14 protein-coding genes and 1 tRNA gene are annotated in these 18,413 nt (G+C 60.5%); 10 read left to right on the top strand and 5 right to left on the bottom strand.

Annotated features, from left to right (window positions below; translation table 11 throughout):
- The first annotated feature begins 9 nt into the window (after positions 1 to 9).
- A complete protein-coding gene (locus J0H39_07480; protein MBN9496579.1) occupies positions 10 to 2,889 on the top strand; it encodes an FAD-binding protein in 2,880 nt (959 codons plus the stop codon).
- On the opposite strand, the gene J0H39_07475 is transcribed toward J0H39_07480, so the two are convergent.
- The gene (locus J0H39_07475; protein MBN9496578.1) at positions 2,886 to 3,638 is read right to left on the bottom strand and encodes a SapC family protein; all 753 of its coding nucleotides are present in this window, start codon (positions 3,636 to 3,638) and stop codon (positions 2,886 to 2,888) included. The genes J0H39_07480 and J0H39_07475 overlap by 4 nt on opposite strands.
- Before the next feature lie 138 nt (positions 3,639 to 3,776).
- Between J0H39_07475 and J0H39_07470 the strand changes: the two genes are divergently transcribed.
- Positions 3,777 to 4,196 carry a hypothetical protein gene (locus J0H39_07470; protein ID MBN9496577.1) on the top strand — a complete coding sequence of 140 codons (420 nt, stop codon included), beginning with the start codon at positions 3,777 to 3,779 and terminating at the stop codon, positions 4,194 to 4,196.
- Here J0H39_07470 and J0H39_07465 read toward each other — a convergent pair.
- On the bottom strand, positions 4,190 to 5,395 hold the full coding sequence (locus tag J0H39_07465; GenBank protein MBN9496576.1) for a glycosyltransferase: 1,206 nt from the start codon (positions 5,393 to 5,395) through the stop codon (positions 4,190 to 4,192). The genes J0H39_07470 and J0H39_07465 overlap by 7 nt on opposite strands.
- 113 nt (positions 5,396 to 5,508) lie before the next feature.
- Between J0H39_07465 and J0H39_07460 the strand changes: the two genes are divergently transcribed.
- A tRNA-Met gene (locus tag J0H39_07460) sits at positions 5,509 to 5,583 on the top strand.
- Positions 5,584 to 5,848: 265 nt separating this feature from the next.
- Positions 5,849 to 7,012 carry a site-specific integrase gene (locus J0H39_07455; GenBank protein ID MBN9496575.1) on the top strand — a complete coding sequence of 388 codons (1,164 nt, stop codon included), beginning with the start codon at positions 5,849 to 5,851 and terminating at the stop codon, positions 7,010 to 7,012.
- Between the two features lie 451 nt (positions 7,013 to 7,463).
- On the opposite strand, the gene J0H39_07450 is transcribed toward J0H39_07455, so the two are convergent.
- The 3 genes from J0H39_07450 to J0H39_07440 all read right to left on the bottom strand — a co-directional run bounded on the left by J0H39_07450 (position 7,464) and on the right by J0H39_07440 (position 12,781).
- Positions 7,464 to 9,776, bottom strand: a complete 2,313-nt coding sequence (locus tag J0H39_07450; protein MBN9496574.1) for an ATP-binding protein — start codon at positions 9,774 to 9,776, stop codon at positions 7,464 to 7,466.
- The gene (locus J0H39_07445; protein ID MBN9496573.1) at positions 9,773 to 11,239 is read right to left on the bottom strand and encodes a metallophosphoesterase; all 1,467 of its coding nucleotides are present in this window, start codon (positions 11,237 to 11,239) and stop codon (positions 9,773 to 9,775) included. The genes J0H39_07450 and J0H39_07445 overlap by 4 nt, the downstream gene beginning before the upstream one ends.
- A gap of 522 nt (positions 11,240 to 11,761) precedes the next feature.
- Entirely contained in the window at positions 11,762 to 12,781 is a 1,020-nt protein-coding gene (locus tag J0H39_07440; protein MBN9496572.1) for a 4-hydroxythreonine-4-phosphate dehydrogenase PdxA, read from the bottom strand.
- Positions 12,782 to 12,925: 144 nt separating this feature from the next.
- Between J0H39_07440 and J0H39_07435 the strand changes: the two genes are divergently transcribed.
- The 6 genes from J0H39_07435 to J0H39_07410 all read left to right on the top strand — a co-directional run bounded on the left by J0H39_07435 (position 12,926) and on the right by J0H39_07410 (position 18,334).
- A complete protein-coding gene (locus tag J0H39_07435; protein MBN9496571.1) occupies positions 12,926 to 13,924 on the top strand; it encodes a TRAP transporter substrate-binding protein in 999 nt (332 codons plus the stop codon).
- Between the two features lie 106 nt (positions 13,925 to 14,030).
- Positions 14,031 to 14,513: a TRAP transporter small permease subunit gene (locus J0H39_07430; protein ID MBN9496570.1), complete on the top strand. Its 483-nt coding sequence runs from the start codon at positions 14,031 to 14,033 to the stop codon at positions 14,511 to 14,513.
- Between the two features lie 9 nt (positions 14,514 to 14,522).
- Positions 14,523 to 15,800, top strand: coding sequence for a TRAP transporter large permease (locus tag J0H39_07425; GenBank protein ID MBN9496569.1), 1,278 nt, complete (start codon positions 14,523 to 14,525; stop codon positions 15,798 to 15,800).
- A gap of 7 nt (positions 15,801 to 15,807) precedes the next feature.
- Positions 15,808 to 16,506 (top strand): GntR family transcriptional regulator, encoded by a 699-nt coding sequence (locus tag J0H39_07420; GenBank protein MBN9496568.1) that lies wholly within the window; start codon positions 15,808 to 15,810, stop codon positions 16,504 to 16,506.
- A gap of 27 nt (positions 16,507 to 16,533) precedes the next feature.
- The gene (locus tag J0H39_07415) at positions 16,534 to 17,418 is read left to right on the top strand and encodes an NAD(P)-dependent oxidoreductase (GenBank protein ID MBN9496567.1); all 885 of its coding nucleotides are present in this window, start codon (positions 16,534 to 16,536) and stop codon (positions 17,416 to 17,418) included.
- 7 nt (positions 17,419 to 17,425) lie between these two features.
- Positions 17,426 to 18,334 carry an amidohydrolase family protein gene (locus J0H39_07410; GenBank protein MBN9496566.1) on the top strand — a complete coding sequence of 303 codons (909 nt, stop codon included), beginning with the start codon at positions 17,426 to 17,428 and terminating at the stop codon, positions 18,332 to 18,334.
- Positions 18,335 to 18,413: the final 79 nt, after the last annotated feature.

The following is an 18,413-nucleotide window of genomic DNA, read 5'->3' as shown; positions in this document are numbered from 1 at the left end:
GGAAGAAATATGCCGCTCGACGCCCCGCTTGCTTCCGATCTCGAAACGCGCCTGAAACGCGAAGTCGAGGGCGACGTGCTGTTCGGCGCCTTCGATCGCGGCCGCTACGCGACCGACGCGTCGATCTATCAGATTGATCCGGTCGGTGTGGTGATCCCGCGCAATGCCGAAGCCGCGCGCATCGCCATCCAGATCGCGGCGGAGATGGGCGTGCCCGTCCTCCCGCGCGGCGGCGGCACGTCGCAATGCGGCCAGACGGTCGGCGCGGCGCTGGTCATCGACAATTCGAAGCACCTCAACAAGCTGCTGTCGGTCGAGGGCGACGTTGCGACCGTCGAGCCCGGCATCGTGCTCGATCATTTGAACGCGCAGCTCAAATCCACCGGGCAATGGTTTCCGGTCGACGTTTCGACCTCGGCCCAGGCGACGATCGGCGGCATGGCGGGAAACAATTCCTGCGGCTCGCGCTCCATCGCCTACGGCAACATGGTGCATAATGTGCTGGGCATCGACGCGCTGCTCGCCGACGGCACGCAAGCGCATTTCGGGCCCGTGGGCGGCAATCTCGAAGGGCTGAGCGGCCCTTCGCGCTTCGTCGATATCGTGCGCGCGATCCGCGCCATCGCCGAACGCGAAGCGGACGAGATCGAAGCGCGTTACCCCAAGCTGCTGCGCCGCGTGGGCGGCTATAATCTCGAAACCGTCAAGTCCACGGGCCACAACCTCGCCCATCTTCTGGTCGGCTCGGAAGGCACGCTCGCCTATTCGCGCGCGCTCAAACTGAAGCTCTCGCCGCTGCCCAAGCACAAGACGCTCGGCGTCGTGCACTATCCGCAGTTCCGCCAAGCGATGGAGACGACGCAGCATATCGTCAAGCTCGGCCCCGTCGCGGTCGAGTTGGTCGATCGCACGATGATCGATCTGTCGCGCTCGATCCCCGCCTATGCCGGCATCGTCGCGAAATTCCTGAAGAGCGAGCCCGACGCGATCCTGCTGGTCGAGTTCGCGGGCGAGGACAAGGACACGCAGGTCCGGAAATTGAAGGACCTCGTCACGCTGATGGCCGATCTGGGCCTGCCGGGTTCGGTCGTCGAGATTCCCGACGCGGCCCTTCAGAAGGACGTGTGGGAAGTCCGCAAAGCCGGCCTCAACATCATGATGTCGATGAAGGGCGACGGCAAACCCGTCTCGTTCATCGAGGATTGCGCGGTGCCGCTCGAACACCTCGCAGACTACACCTCGCGCCTGACCGAGGTGTTCCACAAGCACGGCACCAAGGGGACGTGGTACGCCCACGCCTCGGTCGGCTGCCTGCATGTGCGCCCGATCCTCAACATGAAGCAGGACGGAGCCGCGAAAATGGCGGCGATCGCCGAGGAAGCCGCCGCTTTGGTGCGCGAATACAAGGGTGCGTATTCCGGCGAGCATGGCGACGGCTTGGTGCGTTCGCAATGGATCGCGCCCTTCTTCGGGCCGCGACTGACCGGCGCCTTCGGCGAGATCAAGAAGCTGTTCGATCCCAAGGGCGTGATGAACCCCGGCAAGATCGTCGAACCGCCGCGCCAGGACGACCGCACGCTGTTCCGCTTCAAGCCCGGCTACAAGACCGACGCGATCCCGACCGTGCTCGACTGGTCGGATTGGGGCGGCTTCGCCGGTGCGGTCGAGATGTGCAACAACAACGGCCATTGCCGGAAATTCGACGCCGGCACGATGTGCCCCAGCTATCGCGTGACGCGGCAGGAAAAAGACCTGACGCGCGGGCGCGCCAACACGCTGCGCCTGGCCATCTCCGGCCAGTTGGGCGCGGATGCGCTGACCTCCGACGCGATGTACGAAACGATGCGCCTGTGCGTCGGTTGCAAGGGTTGCAAGCGCGAATGCCCGACCGGCGTGGACATGGCGAAGATGAAGGTCGAGTTCCTGCATCACTACAAGACGCGCCACGGCCATACGCTCTTCGACAAGTTGGTCGGCTATCTGCCGCGCTATGCGTCGATCGCCTCGAAACTGGGGCCCCTGCTTGCACTACGCGACAAGATCCCCGCCCTCGCCCGCCTATCGGAAACACTGACCGGCTTCGCCGCGTCGCGCAGCCTGCCGCGTTGGGCCGCGAAACCGTTCCGCGCGCGCGAGGCGCAAGCGCAAGACGCCGAAATCGCCTTCTTCGCCGACACGTTCAATACGTGGTTCGAGCCGGAGAATGCGCGCGCCGCGATAAGCGTGCTCGAAGCCGCCGGCTACAAGGTGCATGTGCCGACCGCGAACGATGGCGGGCGGCCCTTGTGCTGCGGACGCACCTTCCTGTCGGCGGGCTTGGTCGATGAAGGTAAGCGCGAGGCGCAACGCTTGATCCACGCGATGCTACCCTTCGCCGAACGGGGCATTCCCATCGTCGGCTTGGAGCCGTCCTGCCTGTTCGCGCTGAAGGACGAGCTATCGTCGCTGCTGCCGGGGGCGGATTCCGCGAAGATCGGCGCATCGGCGATGCTGTTCGAGGAATTCCTCGCGCGTGAAGCCAAGGCCGGGCGCTTGAAGCCGATCTTCAAATCGCTGCCGGAGACCAAAGCGCTCGTCCACGGCCATTGCCATCAGAAGGCGTTCGGGGCCGCCAACGCCACGCTCGACGCCCTCAAGCTGATCCCGGGCATGGCGGCCAGTTTGATCGAATCGTCGTGCTGCGGTATGGCCGGCGCGTTCGGCTACGAGCCCAAAAATCTCGACGCGTCGAAGGCGATGGCGGAAGCGTCGTTGCTGCCGGCGATCCGCAAGGCGGGCGACGATACGCTGATCGTCGCCGACGGCACGTCGTGCCGCCACCAAATCGCGGATCTCGGCGGGCGCGCGGCCGTTCACGTCGCGCGGGTCTTGGAACGCGCGCTGGTCTAGGCGGATTTCTTCGCCGCGATTTCGCGGGCGGCGCGATTGGCGAGCGTTTGCCAATGGCCGAGCGAAATCAAATGGCAATGCACCGCCGCGATCCAGCCCTTCTTGCGCCAGTCGAGATAGATATCGTCGGGCAGCGTGTCGAATTTCACGGGATCGACGGTGCGGAAGCCTTGCAGCGTCAAATCCTTGCCGCCGGGCAATTGCGCCTTGGCGTTGTTGTCCATCAGCAGATTCTGTTCGGCCAGCGCCTTCACGAACGCCACGGCGAAATCGTGTTGGGCATGGAAATCGCCCGAGAAGCGCAGCGCGTCGTCGATCACTTTCCCGGCCTTGCCGTCCGCTTCGAAGAACGGCTTGTCGCCCGTGTCGGCGATGGCATTGGCCCCGGCTTCAAGGCACAGCACGAACTGCCCGTCCGGCGCTTGGGTGAAGATGAAGGGGTAGCGGCGGATATAGGCCGGGATGTAATGGTCGTCCGCCCAAAATCCTTCGGGCGTCACGAACAGATTATGCGCGTTCTCCAGCCCCAACACGGCGAGCGGGCCGCCTTGCGCGTTGGCGGGGAACACGATCGGATAATGCCGCGCGGCGAAGGCCATCTCCGCCATGCCCAGCGGCACGAAGGACGCGGCGCGCGCGAAACGCAAATTTGTCGGGGCTGCATAGAATTTGCCCGCATGCGCGACGCGATCCACCGGGATCGGCTTCGAATAAAGCACCGGCAGTTGGGCGTTGGCGGCGTCGGTCATATTTTTTCTCACGCGGCTGAATCGGGACGCGGCAAAGTACCATGACCGTGCCGTGTTTTCGCCATCTTCGCGCGCAAGCCTGCACGTGCCAAATCCGGCCCGCCTATGCTATGCCGTTTGGCCCCGGGGGGAGTTCGCATGCGTTTTGCCGCCGCCCTATCGATGCTGTTCGCCGCGACGATCGCCGCGGCCGCACCGGCGCGCGCGGCCGAATGGACGAGTGCGGGCGAAACCGCAAGCGGCAATCCCGTGTTCGTCGATATCGCGGGCATGCGGTCGGCGGGGCAAATGCACACGGCGTGGATCCGCGTCGTTTACAAAGCGCCGATCCAGGCCGGCAATTCGCGCGTCGCGTCGATGCAAGCGCTCGCGCATTTCGACTGCGCGTCGGGCGAGAACGCGGGTATTCGCGTGCTGATGTACGAGGACGAGGCGGGCGAAAATCTCGCCATTTCGCGCGAGGAGCGCGAAGTGCGCTTCGGCATGGAGCCCGACGGCTCCGTCGGGCGCATCGCGCATGCGCTGATCTGCAAAGACGCGCCGAAAGCCGCTCAATAACGCTCGACCAAATCCGCGTGATGCTTGACGCACGCGGCCAGCGCGTAATCGCGGAGCACCTTCGCGCGCGCGCGCGTGCGCATCGCCCGATAGGCGGCGGGTTTCTCCAGCACCGCCGCCACCGCATCGGCCAAGCCGTCGCGATCGAAAAAATCGACCAGCACGCCCGACTTGCCGTCCTCGATCGCCTCGGGCACCGGCCCGGTGCGCGAGGCGACGATTGCGCATTCGGCGGCCATCGCTTCCAGCAACGACCAGGACAGCGCGAACGGATAGGTCAAATACACATGCGCCGCCGAGACCTGCAGCACCTTCAAATAGGTGTCGTAGGGCACGCGGCCGAGGAAATGCACGCGGCTCAAATCGAGTTGATCGCGCATTTCGGCGAGATAGCGGTCCTTATAGCTGATGCCGTCCGGCGGCTTGATGCCGTAGCTGACGCCATCGCCGCCGACGATCAGCACCTGCGCATCCGGCACTTTCGCCAGCAAGTGCGGCAAGGCGCGCATGAAGACGTGATAGCCGCGATAGGGCTCAAGATTGCGATTCACAAAGGTGACGATCTTTTGCCCGGCGGCGAAGCGGCGCCCCGCAATCTCCAGCACGGCGCCCGGATCGGCGACGACACGATCGACGTCGATCCCGTCGAAACAGGTTTCGATACGCGGCCGATAAACGTCCGGGAAACGCTCGCGCTGCCAGGCGGTGGGCGCCACCGCGCCGTCCATCGCGTCGAGGGCGAGCAGCTGCGCGGCCGAGCGCGCGCGAAGGCGCGCGGGCCCGTCGAATTCCGGATGCGGAAATTCGGGATCGAAGCCGAAATCGCCGCCCTCGGCGCGATAGAAGAATTCGAGATAGAGATGCAGCTTCGCCGCCGGCAGCGCGTCTTTCAGGAACAGCGATTCGCCCCAGCCGGGATTGGCGCAGATCACGTCGGGCACGAAGCCTTCGCGCGCGAGGTCGAGGGCCGCGCGCGCGCACGCCTCGCCGCGCAGGATTTTTGTTTCGAAATCCTGGCTCCAGGGGTGGGCCGCCAGTGTCGTGCCGCGCTGGGGCGCATAGCGGCGGACCATCGTGTCGCCCGCCTGCCCGCCGCGCTCGATCGCCAGCGCCATCGTGCGGTGCCCGCGCCGCGCCAATTCGGGGGCCAAATGCAGGTATTGGCCCGGGAAATTCTGATGGACGAACAAGACGTTCATGCCCGGCCACCCTGGCAAGACGGGCCCCTTCCCGCAAGCTTGCCTTCCGCCCCGAGGTGGGCTACATGACCCGGCCTTACGGGACACCACGACCCGTAAGGATCGATTTCGGCGGCAGCGTAGCTCAGTGGTAGAGCAGGGGAATCATAATCCCTTGGTCGGGGGTTCAAATCCCTCCGCTGCTACCAAATCGGCCGTCCGGATTGGCTCCGCTGGAGCGCTTCGGACACCCGATTAACCACCTGAAAAACATGAATGATCCAGAACGTGCGCGGCGATTGCCGTGCGCGAATGCTGGTTCATCGTGTTTCGTCAGGTGGAACGGTCGCGCGGTAAATTTGGACCATTTTGGGAACACTTACCCCCAAAGCTACCCCCAAAATACCCCCAAAACGGACATCGCGATTCCTCGGTCAGCGCCCTCGTCCCCACTCAAATCGAGGGCTCCAAACCATGGCGACCATCTGCAAGATCCGTTGGCAAAACATCGACGGATCGACGAGCGAACGCTGGCTCGTCGAGTGGCGGGACAAGGCCGGAAAGCGGTCGCGCCGCCAGTTCATAACCCAACCCGAAGCCAAGCGGTTCCACGCGACGGTCGAGCTGGGCGTCGCCCCTGCCCCGACCGGATCCGGCGGCGAAATCATCCGCTTTACGGACGCGGCCCTGGAGTTCATTCAGAGCCGGATCAAGTTGGGCCGCGAGCCGAGCACCTGGCGCACCTACGACCGCCATCTTCGCCTCCATCTCGAACCGTTGATCGGCGAGGAGGATGTCCGTGCACTCCGCCGCGTCCATTTCCACGAATTGCAGGAGCGGCTGCTGGCCAAGTTGAGCCCCGCCCTCGCCAAGGCGGTGTTCGTCACGGCGCGCGCCGTGATGGCCTATGCGGTCGAACGCGAATGGCGGCTGGACGATCCTGCGAAGACCGTGCGCTTCAAACGCGCCGGTCGCGACCAAGCGCGGATCGATATTCCGCCGAAGGCCGATATACGCCGGTTGCTCGAGGCGTTCGGCGCGGCAGACGTAGCGGCAGGCGCGCCACCGTCGCGCGCTTTCATGCTGGTCCGCGTGGCGATCGGTACGGGTATGCGCGCATCGGAGATACGCGGCTTGCGCGTCACCGACTTGAAGCTCGATCGCACGCCAGCACAGGTCGAGGTGACGCAGCGCGCCGATCAATGGAAGCGGATCGGGCCGCCGAAGTCGCGCAACGGGCGGCGGACGATCCCGATCGGGCCGGAGCTCGCCGCCCTGCTCCGCCGCTGGCTGCCGCTACGCCCAAACCTCGACAGCCCGCTCGTGTTCCCGACCGAGACGGGCGCGGTAATGGACCTCAGCAACTTCGAACATCGCAACTGGCGGCCGACGCTCAAGCGCCTGGGCCTTTCCGGCCCGAAGGCCGATCCAAGCTGTCGCAAATGGACGTTCCATCTGCTGCGGCACATCTATGCGAGCCAACTGATCGAACTGGGCCTCAACCCCAAGCAAGTCCAGATGCGCCTCGGTCACGGCTCGGTGACCATGACGCTCGACGTCTACGGCCATCTCTGGCGCGACGCCGAACGCGAGCAACAGGAGGTCGAAGCGTTTGAAGCGAAGATGCGGTTAGCTTAACTGCGTGTTCCAAAAACAGGGCAGCCAAGTAAGAAGTATTACGATGCGGATTGGACAAAAGCTGCGCGAATTCTCCATTCAAAACGACGAACACTTTACTGGAATGCGGGAACGCGCAGCAGTGCGTTACATATTAAAAAAACGTACCAAGGTACACGCCTCGCATGAAGCGCTGATGACTTTTAACGGTGATTCTTCACGATGCCAGCACTGAAATTGGAAGTGACGGGGTCACGTGCACGCCCCCCCAAAAAGCAAAAGTCGTCAAGTTGCGTCAAAAATTTCAGCAGATCGCGCACGAGCCCTTGCCGAGGATTACCCGGCAATGTTTCTAGCATTGGCGACTGAAACAATGGAAAATCTATTCGTTCGCCGAAGTTGAACGGGCTAGCGCTCCCAAAAAACGAATTGTCTAGGCCGTCGGCCAATTTAATCTTCGATATCGATCGATTTAACGTGTGGTGTAGAGGATTTCGCATCGTATTTCCAGGCGCCTTTTCTCAGCGCTCGTCGGCGTGAACGCCGGACGTATTTTCTCTGGAATCGGAACAAATATCTTATTCTTCATTACGATTGTGCACGTTTTTACGGCGCCGCCGCCAGGCTGCTCTCCGATTACATTCGACGCCTGAATATCATAGTACAATCCAAACTCGCCGGAATGATGTTCAAAAATGAACAATACTTTTTGACCGCCCCAAACTATTGATGTTCGGTGCGGCTGCAAAAAGAAGTGTCCTTTTTCCTCTCGAACTCTTTCTGTAATTGCCAAAAAGCAGCGAAACCCTCGAAGATCCGGTTCTTGATCAGTTATTGTGAGTAGCTTCTTTTCCGTCGGGATATCGCGACGCTCGATTGGTGGCAATGCTACATACTCGCGGCCTTGTTCGCCGGCGTTACCGAGTGATTGCTCATTTTCAATGACACCGGGGACAACATCACGCACGCTGCCAGCAGCACTTGTATCAATTACCTGGACAGCTTGGTGGGCAACTAAACTCGATCGTCGAGCCGCCTCATCGATCGACAATTTCCCTTCGTAATAGTCAGTCCAAATTGACGTCAAGCTGTCGTGATCGCCAGCCTCAATCTCGAATACCTCGCGACTTCTTTGGATCGTTTTTAGAAAGGCTTCGGCACCCTGCCTAGTCGCGCTAGGTACTAGATCTGACACTCGAGAGAATATGATGTTTCTTACAAAGTCTTTGGCCATATTCCCAAATGCTTCGTATTCCCGATCGAAGAGAGCCAAGAGCTGTTGAACTGATGGACTCGATGGATCAAGAAAAATTTCAACGGGCTCGACTCTCTTAGTTACTAGCACAGGAAGCGCATGAGAGATCTTCCCAAATCTGATCTGCGTTTCCAGAAAGTAATCAGTCGAGAGAATACTGGAAATACGATAGCCGAGTGCATTCTGAGCGGAAGTTGCTTGGCTTATCGACTCAAGCACACTGGGCTCATCTTTTAGTTCATCAATTTTGCAGTATTTTCGTAAGTATTCATGCTCACATTGGCGCCGCGGGTTGGATCGACTGAGGATTACAAGTGGCTGATCCTCTGAAGCGTGTTTAATAAACTCTGGATCAGTGCCAGCATAGATTAGTAAGGGTTTTGTGGCCGACATCGCCTTTAAATCTACCAGCTTAATATTTTGATCATTTGGTTCGACCCTCATGACCAAGTGATCGCAGAAATTATACGCCCCACGTTGGGTCACCCATGTCATGAAGTTTGTATTCGAATTACTTTCTGGCCGACCTGAAAATTTGACGGAGATGAAGTTATCTATTCCAGTGATTATCTCTTGCAAGCGCTGCATACTTTCCGATGTCAGCGCCTCACGTCCAGCTGTCGGCTGCAAGAAGAGAAAGTCAGCGGCGCCGCCTAGTTGATAAGCGGAGTTTAGGGATACCGTTGCTAGTCCAAATAAGCTTCGAAAGGTTCGGAGCGCACCGATCCCCTGCCTTAACTCCATCCTTCCTTCGAGTTTTTGCCCTGCAACCTGAAACTCTGTTAAAACCAATCGAACTTCGCCGTTGGCTGCTACATGGAGATCAACTCTTGCATTGACGGCGTTTCCTAGATCGACTCCACCTTCAGTGTGGGTCCAACTGGAGGATAGTTGAGGCACAACATCTTGAAACGGGCGCTGGCTTACCAAAGCACCGTTGACCGTCACCGCAATAGGGACGTACGCCACAAACTCTGAGATATACGATTTGGCCTGGTCAACATTAACCGATTTTCCCGGCTGTAGAAGCGCAGTCACGGTAGTACCGGGACTACCAGTTGGCGCCTCAAAGATTGTTTCTATGCAGTCCTGAGTGACGGACAGGGTCGCTCGATTTGCAACACATCGTGTCCTTTGTGGGTTAACCGCGCTTTCTGATTCGACTATTAAATTTTCTGCAATGCCGAAATTTGCCATTGCACCAATCCCAAAGGTTCCAACTACGCCTGCGGCCTTGGCGTTAGGATTGTTTTTGCTACTCGATCCTGCTCGCCAATAGTGGTTTTTGAGCTCGTCACTAGTCATCCCAACTCCATTATCTGAAATGGAGATTTTCTCTGGAGTGATAGTAATGTTGATAGCTGGCTCGAATGCCTGCCCTAAATGCTTTCGGAGTAAAATTGCATCGAACGAATTTTGGGTATTCTCTCGCAAGAGCGCAAAAGGCGACGGATAGATTTGAGCCGCCAGCAACTCGATCATTCGGGTGACGTCGATAGAAAATGGTATTTTCGTGGGGCCGGAGCTCATTGCCGTAACCTCTTCTCAGTAGCTATTTGCGCACGCTGTTCTGCGACAAGCGGCGCAGGGAGTTGCAATTGACCGCCGTATTTATCAAGGTCCGACTGGGCTTGGTCGTATCGCCCCAGTCTAATCAACGCCTGCACAAGGGTGATTAATTCAGCAATGCTTTCAGGAACGGAAAACCTCTGAACAATCACGTTCCATGCTTTCGCATTCACTGCAATTTCCAAAAGCAACGAACGTTCGTATCCTTCTGGTGCTTGCAGCTCAGAGAGGAGATTTAGCGCGGTAGCCAGATCGCCTCGTTTTGAAGCGACCTCTGCCTCGATCACTTTAACGCGCCTTCGCTGCTCGTTTGCTTTTATTGGTTTTCCTGCAGCGTTTGATGGCAACTTCCATTTTAACTTTGTATAGCTTCGTCCACCCCAACTCGGAATAAGCGCCCTGCCAAATAGGTTTGCCTCGTGCATTTCTCGGACGTGAATTCTAGCTTCGCTTAGGTTGTCAGATAGCTCAATTATATTGTATTGACGCTTTTGTCCCGTAGGCAATGCCTCACGCCCGGCACAAAGGGATCCGGCGCTAACGATCACCATCATTTCTTCGTCTGGAAGATTAATTGAGTAAGGCGAAGATTGCGCTTTATGTTGGTGGCCAAAGAGGCCCAGCCTAAATCCGCGCCCAATCATCCCGCGCACAATATCGACGTCCATATAGTCAGTACTGTATGGCGGACCTTCGATGCCATGGTGCCAAACAGCAATGCGAAGCTCGTGGTTTGGGGATATTTCGGCTAGAGCCAGATCTGTTTGGGCTATAAGCTCTTTTCGTATCGCTCCATGAAAAGCAAAGCAGTCGTTATCTTCGCAGGAATTGAAGGCAGCAACCGTGATTCGTCCACCAAAAAGCTCAAATAGATTGACGTCAGAATTGGCGTCGACCCTTAGGAGACCAGGTACATCACGATAGAATTCTGCAATAAAGTTTCGGTATGCGGCAAACCGTCTTCTGTATATCTCAAAATCTGAAATTTTATAGAGTTCACGCTGCTTCCAATCCCAACGGTATTTTGAATCGTCTTTAAACAGCGCCTTTTGCAAATTCGTAGGCATTTCTGCCGACTCAACGAGCGACATAGATGCTCGCGCTGTGTTCCAGTCCACGTCATGATTACCTGGAACAATTACTACCTTTGACCGGTCTCCCCCAACGAAGTGCCTGGCGATTTTGTCCAAAAACTCAATTGCGGTTCTGTATTGCGCTTTTAGCTTTTCTTCTGGTTGTGTTTCGTTTGTTAAGACACCCTGGACGATGTCGCCGCTCACGATGATCGCCTGAGGAGGCGTAATTTTTGGCTCTTCGTTTGAATATCGCTCTTGATCGCGAATTAGCGCGCTAATTAATTCCGCGTTAGTGATTGGATCATCGGGAGAGCGATGAAGATCTGAAATATGGAGAATCGAAAACACCACCGCTCCTAAAGAAATTGCCCAAGAAGCGTACCGCAATTTTTATATCTAGCCAGTCAAGAATCTCGTCAATTGTGGGGCTGGATTGCACGTCAAGTGCTTCCAGAAAGCTTATAGAATTTGTCAGCCAAAGAATTCTGGAGATAAGGAAATCCCGATAAGTCATTATTTTATATTAGAAACTTTAGTTGTAGGAATGGGATTTGAACCTGTGAACTTCAGGTTATGAGCCTTAGGTCATTACTATTGCGGCGCAACCCATTGCACGGAACCGTTATCCGCGGGAGTCTCACTCCTGCAATTGGTTCGAATCCCTTAATAACGATTAGTCGAAACCGAAGCGCCGATAGTCCGACGAACGAGAGCGATCGAACTGCAATACCAAGCCTTCTCGAAGGAACAGCGAAGGCGACTGCGGAGCCTCGGCGCGCCAGTCCTGTGACGCCGTTGCAATAAACGGCCCGACGCATGCGCCAGCGACTTCAGCGCCGCCGGAACGCATCGACGAAATCGGAATCTGCCCTAGGCCGCCTTGGCGCGCCTTGCGGAGCCCATGCGGCAGGCAATGCGGAAGGCCTGACGCGTCGCCTCGGGGTTGGCGATACCCTGGCCGGCGATCTCGTAGGCCGTGCCGTGGGCCGGCGTGCAGATCGGGATCGGCAGGCCACCGAGCACCGTCACGCCTTTGTCGAAGCCCATCAGCTTGATGGCGATTTGCCCCTGGTCGTGGAACATGCTGAGCACGGCGTCGAACTTGCCGTCACGCGCCCGCAGATAGACCGTATCCGACGGGAACGGCCCCTCGACGGCAAGTTGCATCGCTTTGGCCTTCTCGACCGCGGGCGCGATCACATCGATCTCCTCGCGCCCGAAATTGCCGCCGTCGCCGGCATGCGGGTTGAGCGCCGCCACGGCGATGCGCGGCCGGGCGAAGCCCGCCGCCTGCATCGCGTTATGCGTCAGGCGCAGCGCCTCGAGGATACGGTCCACGGTAATCAGCGAACTCACTTTGACCAGCGGCACGTGCGAGGTGACGCGCGCGTTCCAGATCTTCTCCAGCACGTTGAACTCGCCGTAAGTGCCCTTATGCGCGAGCACGTCGGCGGCGAGTTGCAGCTCGTCCTCGTAAGGGTTGCCGGCGAGGCGCAGGGCCGTCTTGTTGAACGGCGTGAAGCACAGCGCATCGACGAGGCCGCGCTTGGCCAGGTCGAGACCGTGCTTGAAATTGGTCATGGCGAAACCGCCGCCTTCCGCCGAGGCCTTCTGCAGCGTGATGGCGGCGGGATCGAGGTGGCCGAGATCGAGAAACACGGGCTGGCCCAAAGCGAGCCGCGCATCCTCGGCACGCTTCACCACCGGCAGATTCAGCGAGACCTTGGCGATCCTCTCGCCTTCGGCCAGGACACGGCGGTCACCGATCACCAGGATGGCGGCCTGATCCGCTGTCTCCGGCATGGCGAGCAGCCGGGCCATCAGCTCCGGGCTAATGCCGCAGGGATCGCCCATTACCAGACCGACACGCGCAGTCAGAACGTCGCTCATGTTTCCTCCGTATGACGCCCTTTATGCCTCAGACGGCCGGGATAAGTCATCCTGAATGTTGCATTCAGAATTTAGAAAGGGCAAAGTTTGGATCGCGACGCCTCAATGGCGCGCCGAAAAAAAGGGAGAAACGCCGTGACATCGATGAAATCGCTCATGCCGATGCTCGCCGCCTGTGCGGTTGCCATCGGCACCCTGACCATGGCCGGCACTGGCTCAGCACAAACCGTTCTGCGCTATGCCCATGTCGGCGCAGAAGGTGAGTCGCAGACCCGCTACGCCACCGAGCTAGCGGCGCTGGTCAAGCAAAAGACGGAAGGCCGCGTCGACATCCGCGTGTTCCCCGGCTCACAGCTCGGCAACCTTAGTGAGATGGTCAACGGGGTGCGCATCGGCTCGATCGCCATGGCACATCATGACTTCGCCTCCCTCGACCGCATCGTCGAGGATGTCGGCGTGTTCAATTCGCCGTTCATCTACCGTGATGCCGGTCACGCGATGAAGGCGACCGATGCCAAAACCTCGCCGGTGCTGCAGGACATCAACAAGCAGCTCGTCGAAAAGGGTGGCATGCGCATCGTCGGCAATTTCTATCGCGGGGCGCGCCAGCTCTCGGCCAAGTTCCCGGTGAAGAGCCCCGACGATCTCAAGGGCCGCAAGATCCGCGGCGTCCCCATCAAGCTGTGGAACACCATGCTCGGCGGCATGGGCGCCATCCCCACACCGGTCGAGATCACCGAGCTCATGACGGCGCTGTCCACCGGCGTGGTCGACGGGCAGGAGAACCCGCTCAACAACATCATCGCCCAGCGCTTCTACGAGGTGCAGCCCTTCATCATGATGACCAGCCATATGGAATCGGTGCTGGCTCTGTTCATCAACGAAGCCGTTTGGCAGCGCCTGCCGGCGCGCGACCGCGGCCTGTTCGAGGAAGCGGCCACCGAGATGGCGGCGCGCTCGCTGCAATGGGCGGAGGAAGGCGTGAAGAAGGATCAGGACTTCCTGCGCTCCAAAAACGTGACCATCATCGAGGCCAAGGACGGCCTCAACATCAACGCGTTCCGTACCGCCGTCGGCGCGCAGATGGCGAAGGACTTCCCTAACTGGACAGGCCACATCCAGAAGATCCAGGCCATCCAGTAACGCAGGCCGCAGAGCCGCTCGTCATGCCGGCCCTCGCCGGCATGACGAGCGGCCGGATCCGCCGCCCGCGAGACCGTTTATAATTCTCCGCTTCACGAGCTCCGCCATGATCCTCCACTACATCCGAAGCGCCTGCGTCGTGATCGGCTGCTTCGCGCTGGCCGCCATCGTCGTGCTGCCTGCCAGCCAGATCGTGCTGCGCGAGTTCGGCGCGCCCTTCGTCGGTATGGAGGAATTGGCGCGCTACTTCATGATCGTCGTCACCTTCGTCGGCATCCCGCTGGTCAACCGCGAAGGCGGCCATATCCGCATGGACGAAATTCACGGCATCATCCCGCTCTCGGCTTCGCAGGTTCTGCGGGTGATTGTCGCCATTGTCTCCGGCACCGCCTTCGGCGTCGTGGTCGTCGCCATCTACGCGTCGGTGCGCATTACCATGGGCAGCTCAACGCCGACCCTCGGCATCCCGTTCTGGCTGTTCAACGCACCGGCCATATTCGGGCTGGCGCTGGGCGCTCTCGAATTCGTCCTGCAGGCCTGGCGGGTCGCCCGTGGCCGGGACGACGCCGCCGCACCGCGGATCGTCTAAGAGGCCGCCATGGACGCCACCGTTCTCGTCATCGCGACCTTCGTCGTACTCTTCGTCTTCGGGTTCCCGGTGGTCGTCGCCGTGCTGGTGCCCTCGATCATCTATGTGCTGTGGGAGGGCATCCCGCTGGCCATGGTCGGCCAGCGCACGGTCTACGCTCTCGACTCCTTCCCGCTGATGGCGGTGCCGATCTTCATCTTCGTCGGTGCCCTGATGAACTCGTCGGGCATCACCACGCGTATCTACAAATTCGCCGATACGGCGTTCGGCCGCCTGCCCGGCGGCCTCGCCCAAGTCAACGTCGCCGGCAGCCTGATCTTCTCCGGCATGTCGGGCGCCGCTCTGGCCGATGTCGGCGGCCTTGGCCGGGTCGAGATCAAGGCGATGAAGGAGCACGGCTTCAAGCCGGCCTACGCCTCGGCCGTCACCTGCGCCACGGCCATCGTCGGCCCGATCTTTCCGCCGAGCATCCCGCTGATCATCTATGCCTCCGTCGCCAGCGTCTCGAGCGTACAGCTTCTGCTCGCCGGCATCGGCCCGGCGCTGATCTGTGTCCTCATGCTCTCGATCACCGTGGCCATCGTCGGCATCATCCAAAATCACCCGCGTGCGGCGCGCTGGCCGACGATCGGCGAGGTATGGCGCGACTTCGTCCCCGCCTCTCCCGCTCTGTTCACGCCGGTGCTGCTGATCGGCGGTATGCTGCTCGGCTACTTCACGCCCACCGAGGCCGCGGCGGTCACCGTCGTCTACATCCTCGTAATCAGCGCCTGCTACGGCGAGTTCGACCTGCACCATATATATCTGGCCGCCATCGACACCATCAAAGGGACGGCGGCGATCATGGCCATCGTGGCGGTCGCCGCGATGTTCGGCTGGATCCTCGCGGTCGAGCAGGTACCGCAATGGTTCAGCGGCTGGATCACCGGCATCAGCAGCGACCCACTGGTCCTGTTGTTGATCCTCAACGTTATTCTGCTGATCGCCGGCATGTTCATCGATAGCACCACGGCGACGCTGCTCCTTGTTCCCATCCTCTGCCCGCCCATCGTCGCCGCCGGCGTCGATCCGATTCAACTTGGCCTGATCTTCATCTTCAACCTGATGATCGGCCTAGTGACGCCGCCCATGGGCTTGTCGCTTTTCCTGATGAGCGACATCGCCAAGGTGCCGATGCGCGATATCCTCAAGGCGATGATCCCCTTCTATCCGCCCCTGTTGCTGACGCTGGCCATCATTACGCTGGTGCCTGAGGTCTCGCTGTGGGTTCCCAATCTTTTGAAGTAGCGTAGGGATGATGGCCAGCCACCCCGAGTCCCTGCCGACCGCCGAGATCGTGCCCATACGGCGTGCGAGCCTGCACGACGAGGTGGTCAGCCGGGTGCGCGATATGATCGTCGAGGGCCAGTTCAGCTTCGGCACCCGCATCCACGAAGGCCGGCTCTGCGAGCAGCTCGGCATCTCGCGTACGCCGCTGCGTGAGGCGCTCAAGGTGCTCGCCACCGAGGGCCTGGTCGACCTCTCGCCCAACCGCGGCGCGATCGTGCGCGAGGTAACGCCCAAGGACATGCGCGACATGTTGCGCGTCCTGGGCCAGCTCGAGGCCCTGGCGGGCGAGCTCGCCTGCGCCAATGCCAGCGAGGCCGATATTGCCGCCATCCACGAGATGCACCAGCGGATGATGGAGCACTACACGGCCCGCAACCGCATGGAGTATTTCAAGCTCAACCAGGCGATCCACAGCGCCTTCGTGCGCCTGGCCGACAACCCGACCCTGCAGACGATGCATGAGACCCTGCAGGCGCGCATCAAACGCATCCGCTACCTCGGCAACGATCACGACACGCAGTGGCACGACGCGGCCGACGACCACGAAAAGATGATCGCCGCCCTGCTCAAGCGCGACGGCCCGGCCCTCGGCCGCGTGCTGCGCTTCCATCTCGAGCGCACCTGGGAACGGGTGCGCAACGTGCTGGGTGTCGGTGAGCTCTAGAATGATACGCGCCACGGAGAGAATCCTATGACGACACAGCCCGCGATCGGCTTCATCGGTCTTGGCCTGATGGGTCAGGGCTTCACTCGGCGCCTAGCAGAGAGCGGCTTCAAGGTTACCGGCTACGACATCGCCGCCGAAAAGGTGAAGGCCGCAGCCGCCCATGGTGTCGCACCGGCCGCCTCACCCGCCGCCGTGGCCGCGGCCAGCGATATCGTGCTTGTCTGCGTCACCTCGACGAATGCGGTACGGGAAGCAGTGTTCGGCAGCGGCGGAATCGTCGAGGCCTCCGGTACAGGCAAGGTGCTCGTCGATCACTCGACCACCGAGGTCGAGGCCACGAAGCAATTCGCCGCCGACCTGTTGAAGCGCTCGGGCATGAAATGGGTGGATGCGCCGGTGTCCGGCGGCCCGGGGGCCGCCGCATCCGGCTCGCTCGCAATCATGGCCGGCGGCGACGCCGAAGCCATCAGGCAGGTCGAGCTGGTGATGGCAAAACTCGCGGCGAAATTCACGCCTATGGGCGACGTAGGCGCCGGTCAGATCACCAAGCTGATCAACCAGGTGCTGGTATTGACCAACTACTGCGTAATCGCCGAAGCCATAAGGCTGGGCGAGAAATGCGGCATCGATGTCGCGAAGATTCCGGAGGCGCTGGCCACCGGTCATGCCGGCAGTAACCTTCTCAAGGACGTGACGCCGCGGCTGGTCGACCGAGACTTCGCGCCGCGCGGCTATGTCCGCCAAGTGCTCAAGGACCTCGACATGGTCCATGATCTCGCCAAGGAGGTGAAGGCGCCCACCCCCATGGCCTCCCAGGCCGCGTCGCTCTTCCGCCTGATGGTCGCCCGCGGCCACAGCGAGCTCGATGCATGCGCGGTTATGCGCCTCTATCTCGACGAACCGGTCTGATCCGCGCATGTCAGGCTTCGAAATCGTCGACGCGCACCAGCATTTCTGGGACCTCGACGGCCCCCTGCACTACCCGTGGCTCGAGGATGCGCCGCTGGCGACGTTCCGATACGGCGACTACGCCGCCATCCGCCGCTCCTATCTGCCGCACGACTTTCGCCGCGACACGGCCCGCCAGAACGTAATCGCAAGCGTGCACATGGAAGCCGAGGTCCGGCACGATCAGGAAGTCGCCGAGACGCGCTGGATCCACGATATCGCCGAGCGCCACGGCCTACCGACTGCCTGCATCGGTCACGCCCGTTTCGAGACGGAGGACATCGCGGCGGTGCTCAAGGGACATGCCGCCTATCCGCTCATGCGCGCCATCCGCCAAAAGCCGGCGGCTTCGCGCTCGGCGAAGGAGATCGTCAGAGGCGCACCCGGCTCCATGGGCGACCCGATCTGGCGACGCGGCTATGCGCGCCTCGCCGATCACGGGCTGCACTACGAGTTGCAGACGCCCTACTGGCATCTTCACGAAGCGGCCGAGTTGGCGCGCGCCTTCCCGGATATTCGCATTCTGCTCAACCACACCGGCGTGCCCCACGATCGCAGTGCTGCGGGTATCGCGGCCTGGCGTGAAGGGTTGGCTGCCTTCGCCGCCGAACCGAACACGCGGATCAAGATTTCCGGCATCGGCGAGGCAGGGCAGACTTGGACCGTCGCCTCCAACCGACCCGTCGTGCTGACCGCCATCGAGCTCTTTGGCGTCGACCGCTGCCTCTTCGCCAGCAATTTCCCGGTCGACAGCCTCTGCAGCAGCTACGATACGATCTTCGACGGCTTCAAGGAGATCGTCGCCCACCTGCCGGAAGCCGACCAGCGGAAGCTGTTCCGCGATAACGCGCTTCGCGAGTACCGGATCCGTCTCTAGACGGACTTGTGCGCGTCACGACCGCTGTTCGCCGTCAGCGCCGATGGTGGGCGAAGCCGGGCTCAAACCTACGACCCGC

The sequence above is a fragment of the Alphaproteobacteria bacterium genome (assembly GCA_017308135.1).
Classification (GTDB): domain Bacteria; phylum Pseudomonadota; class Alphaproteobacteria; order CACIAM-22H2; family CACIAM-22H2; genus Tagaea.
This window is presented reverse-complemented; position numbering and strand designations above follow the sequence as displayed.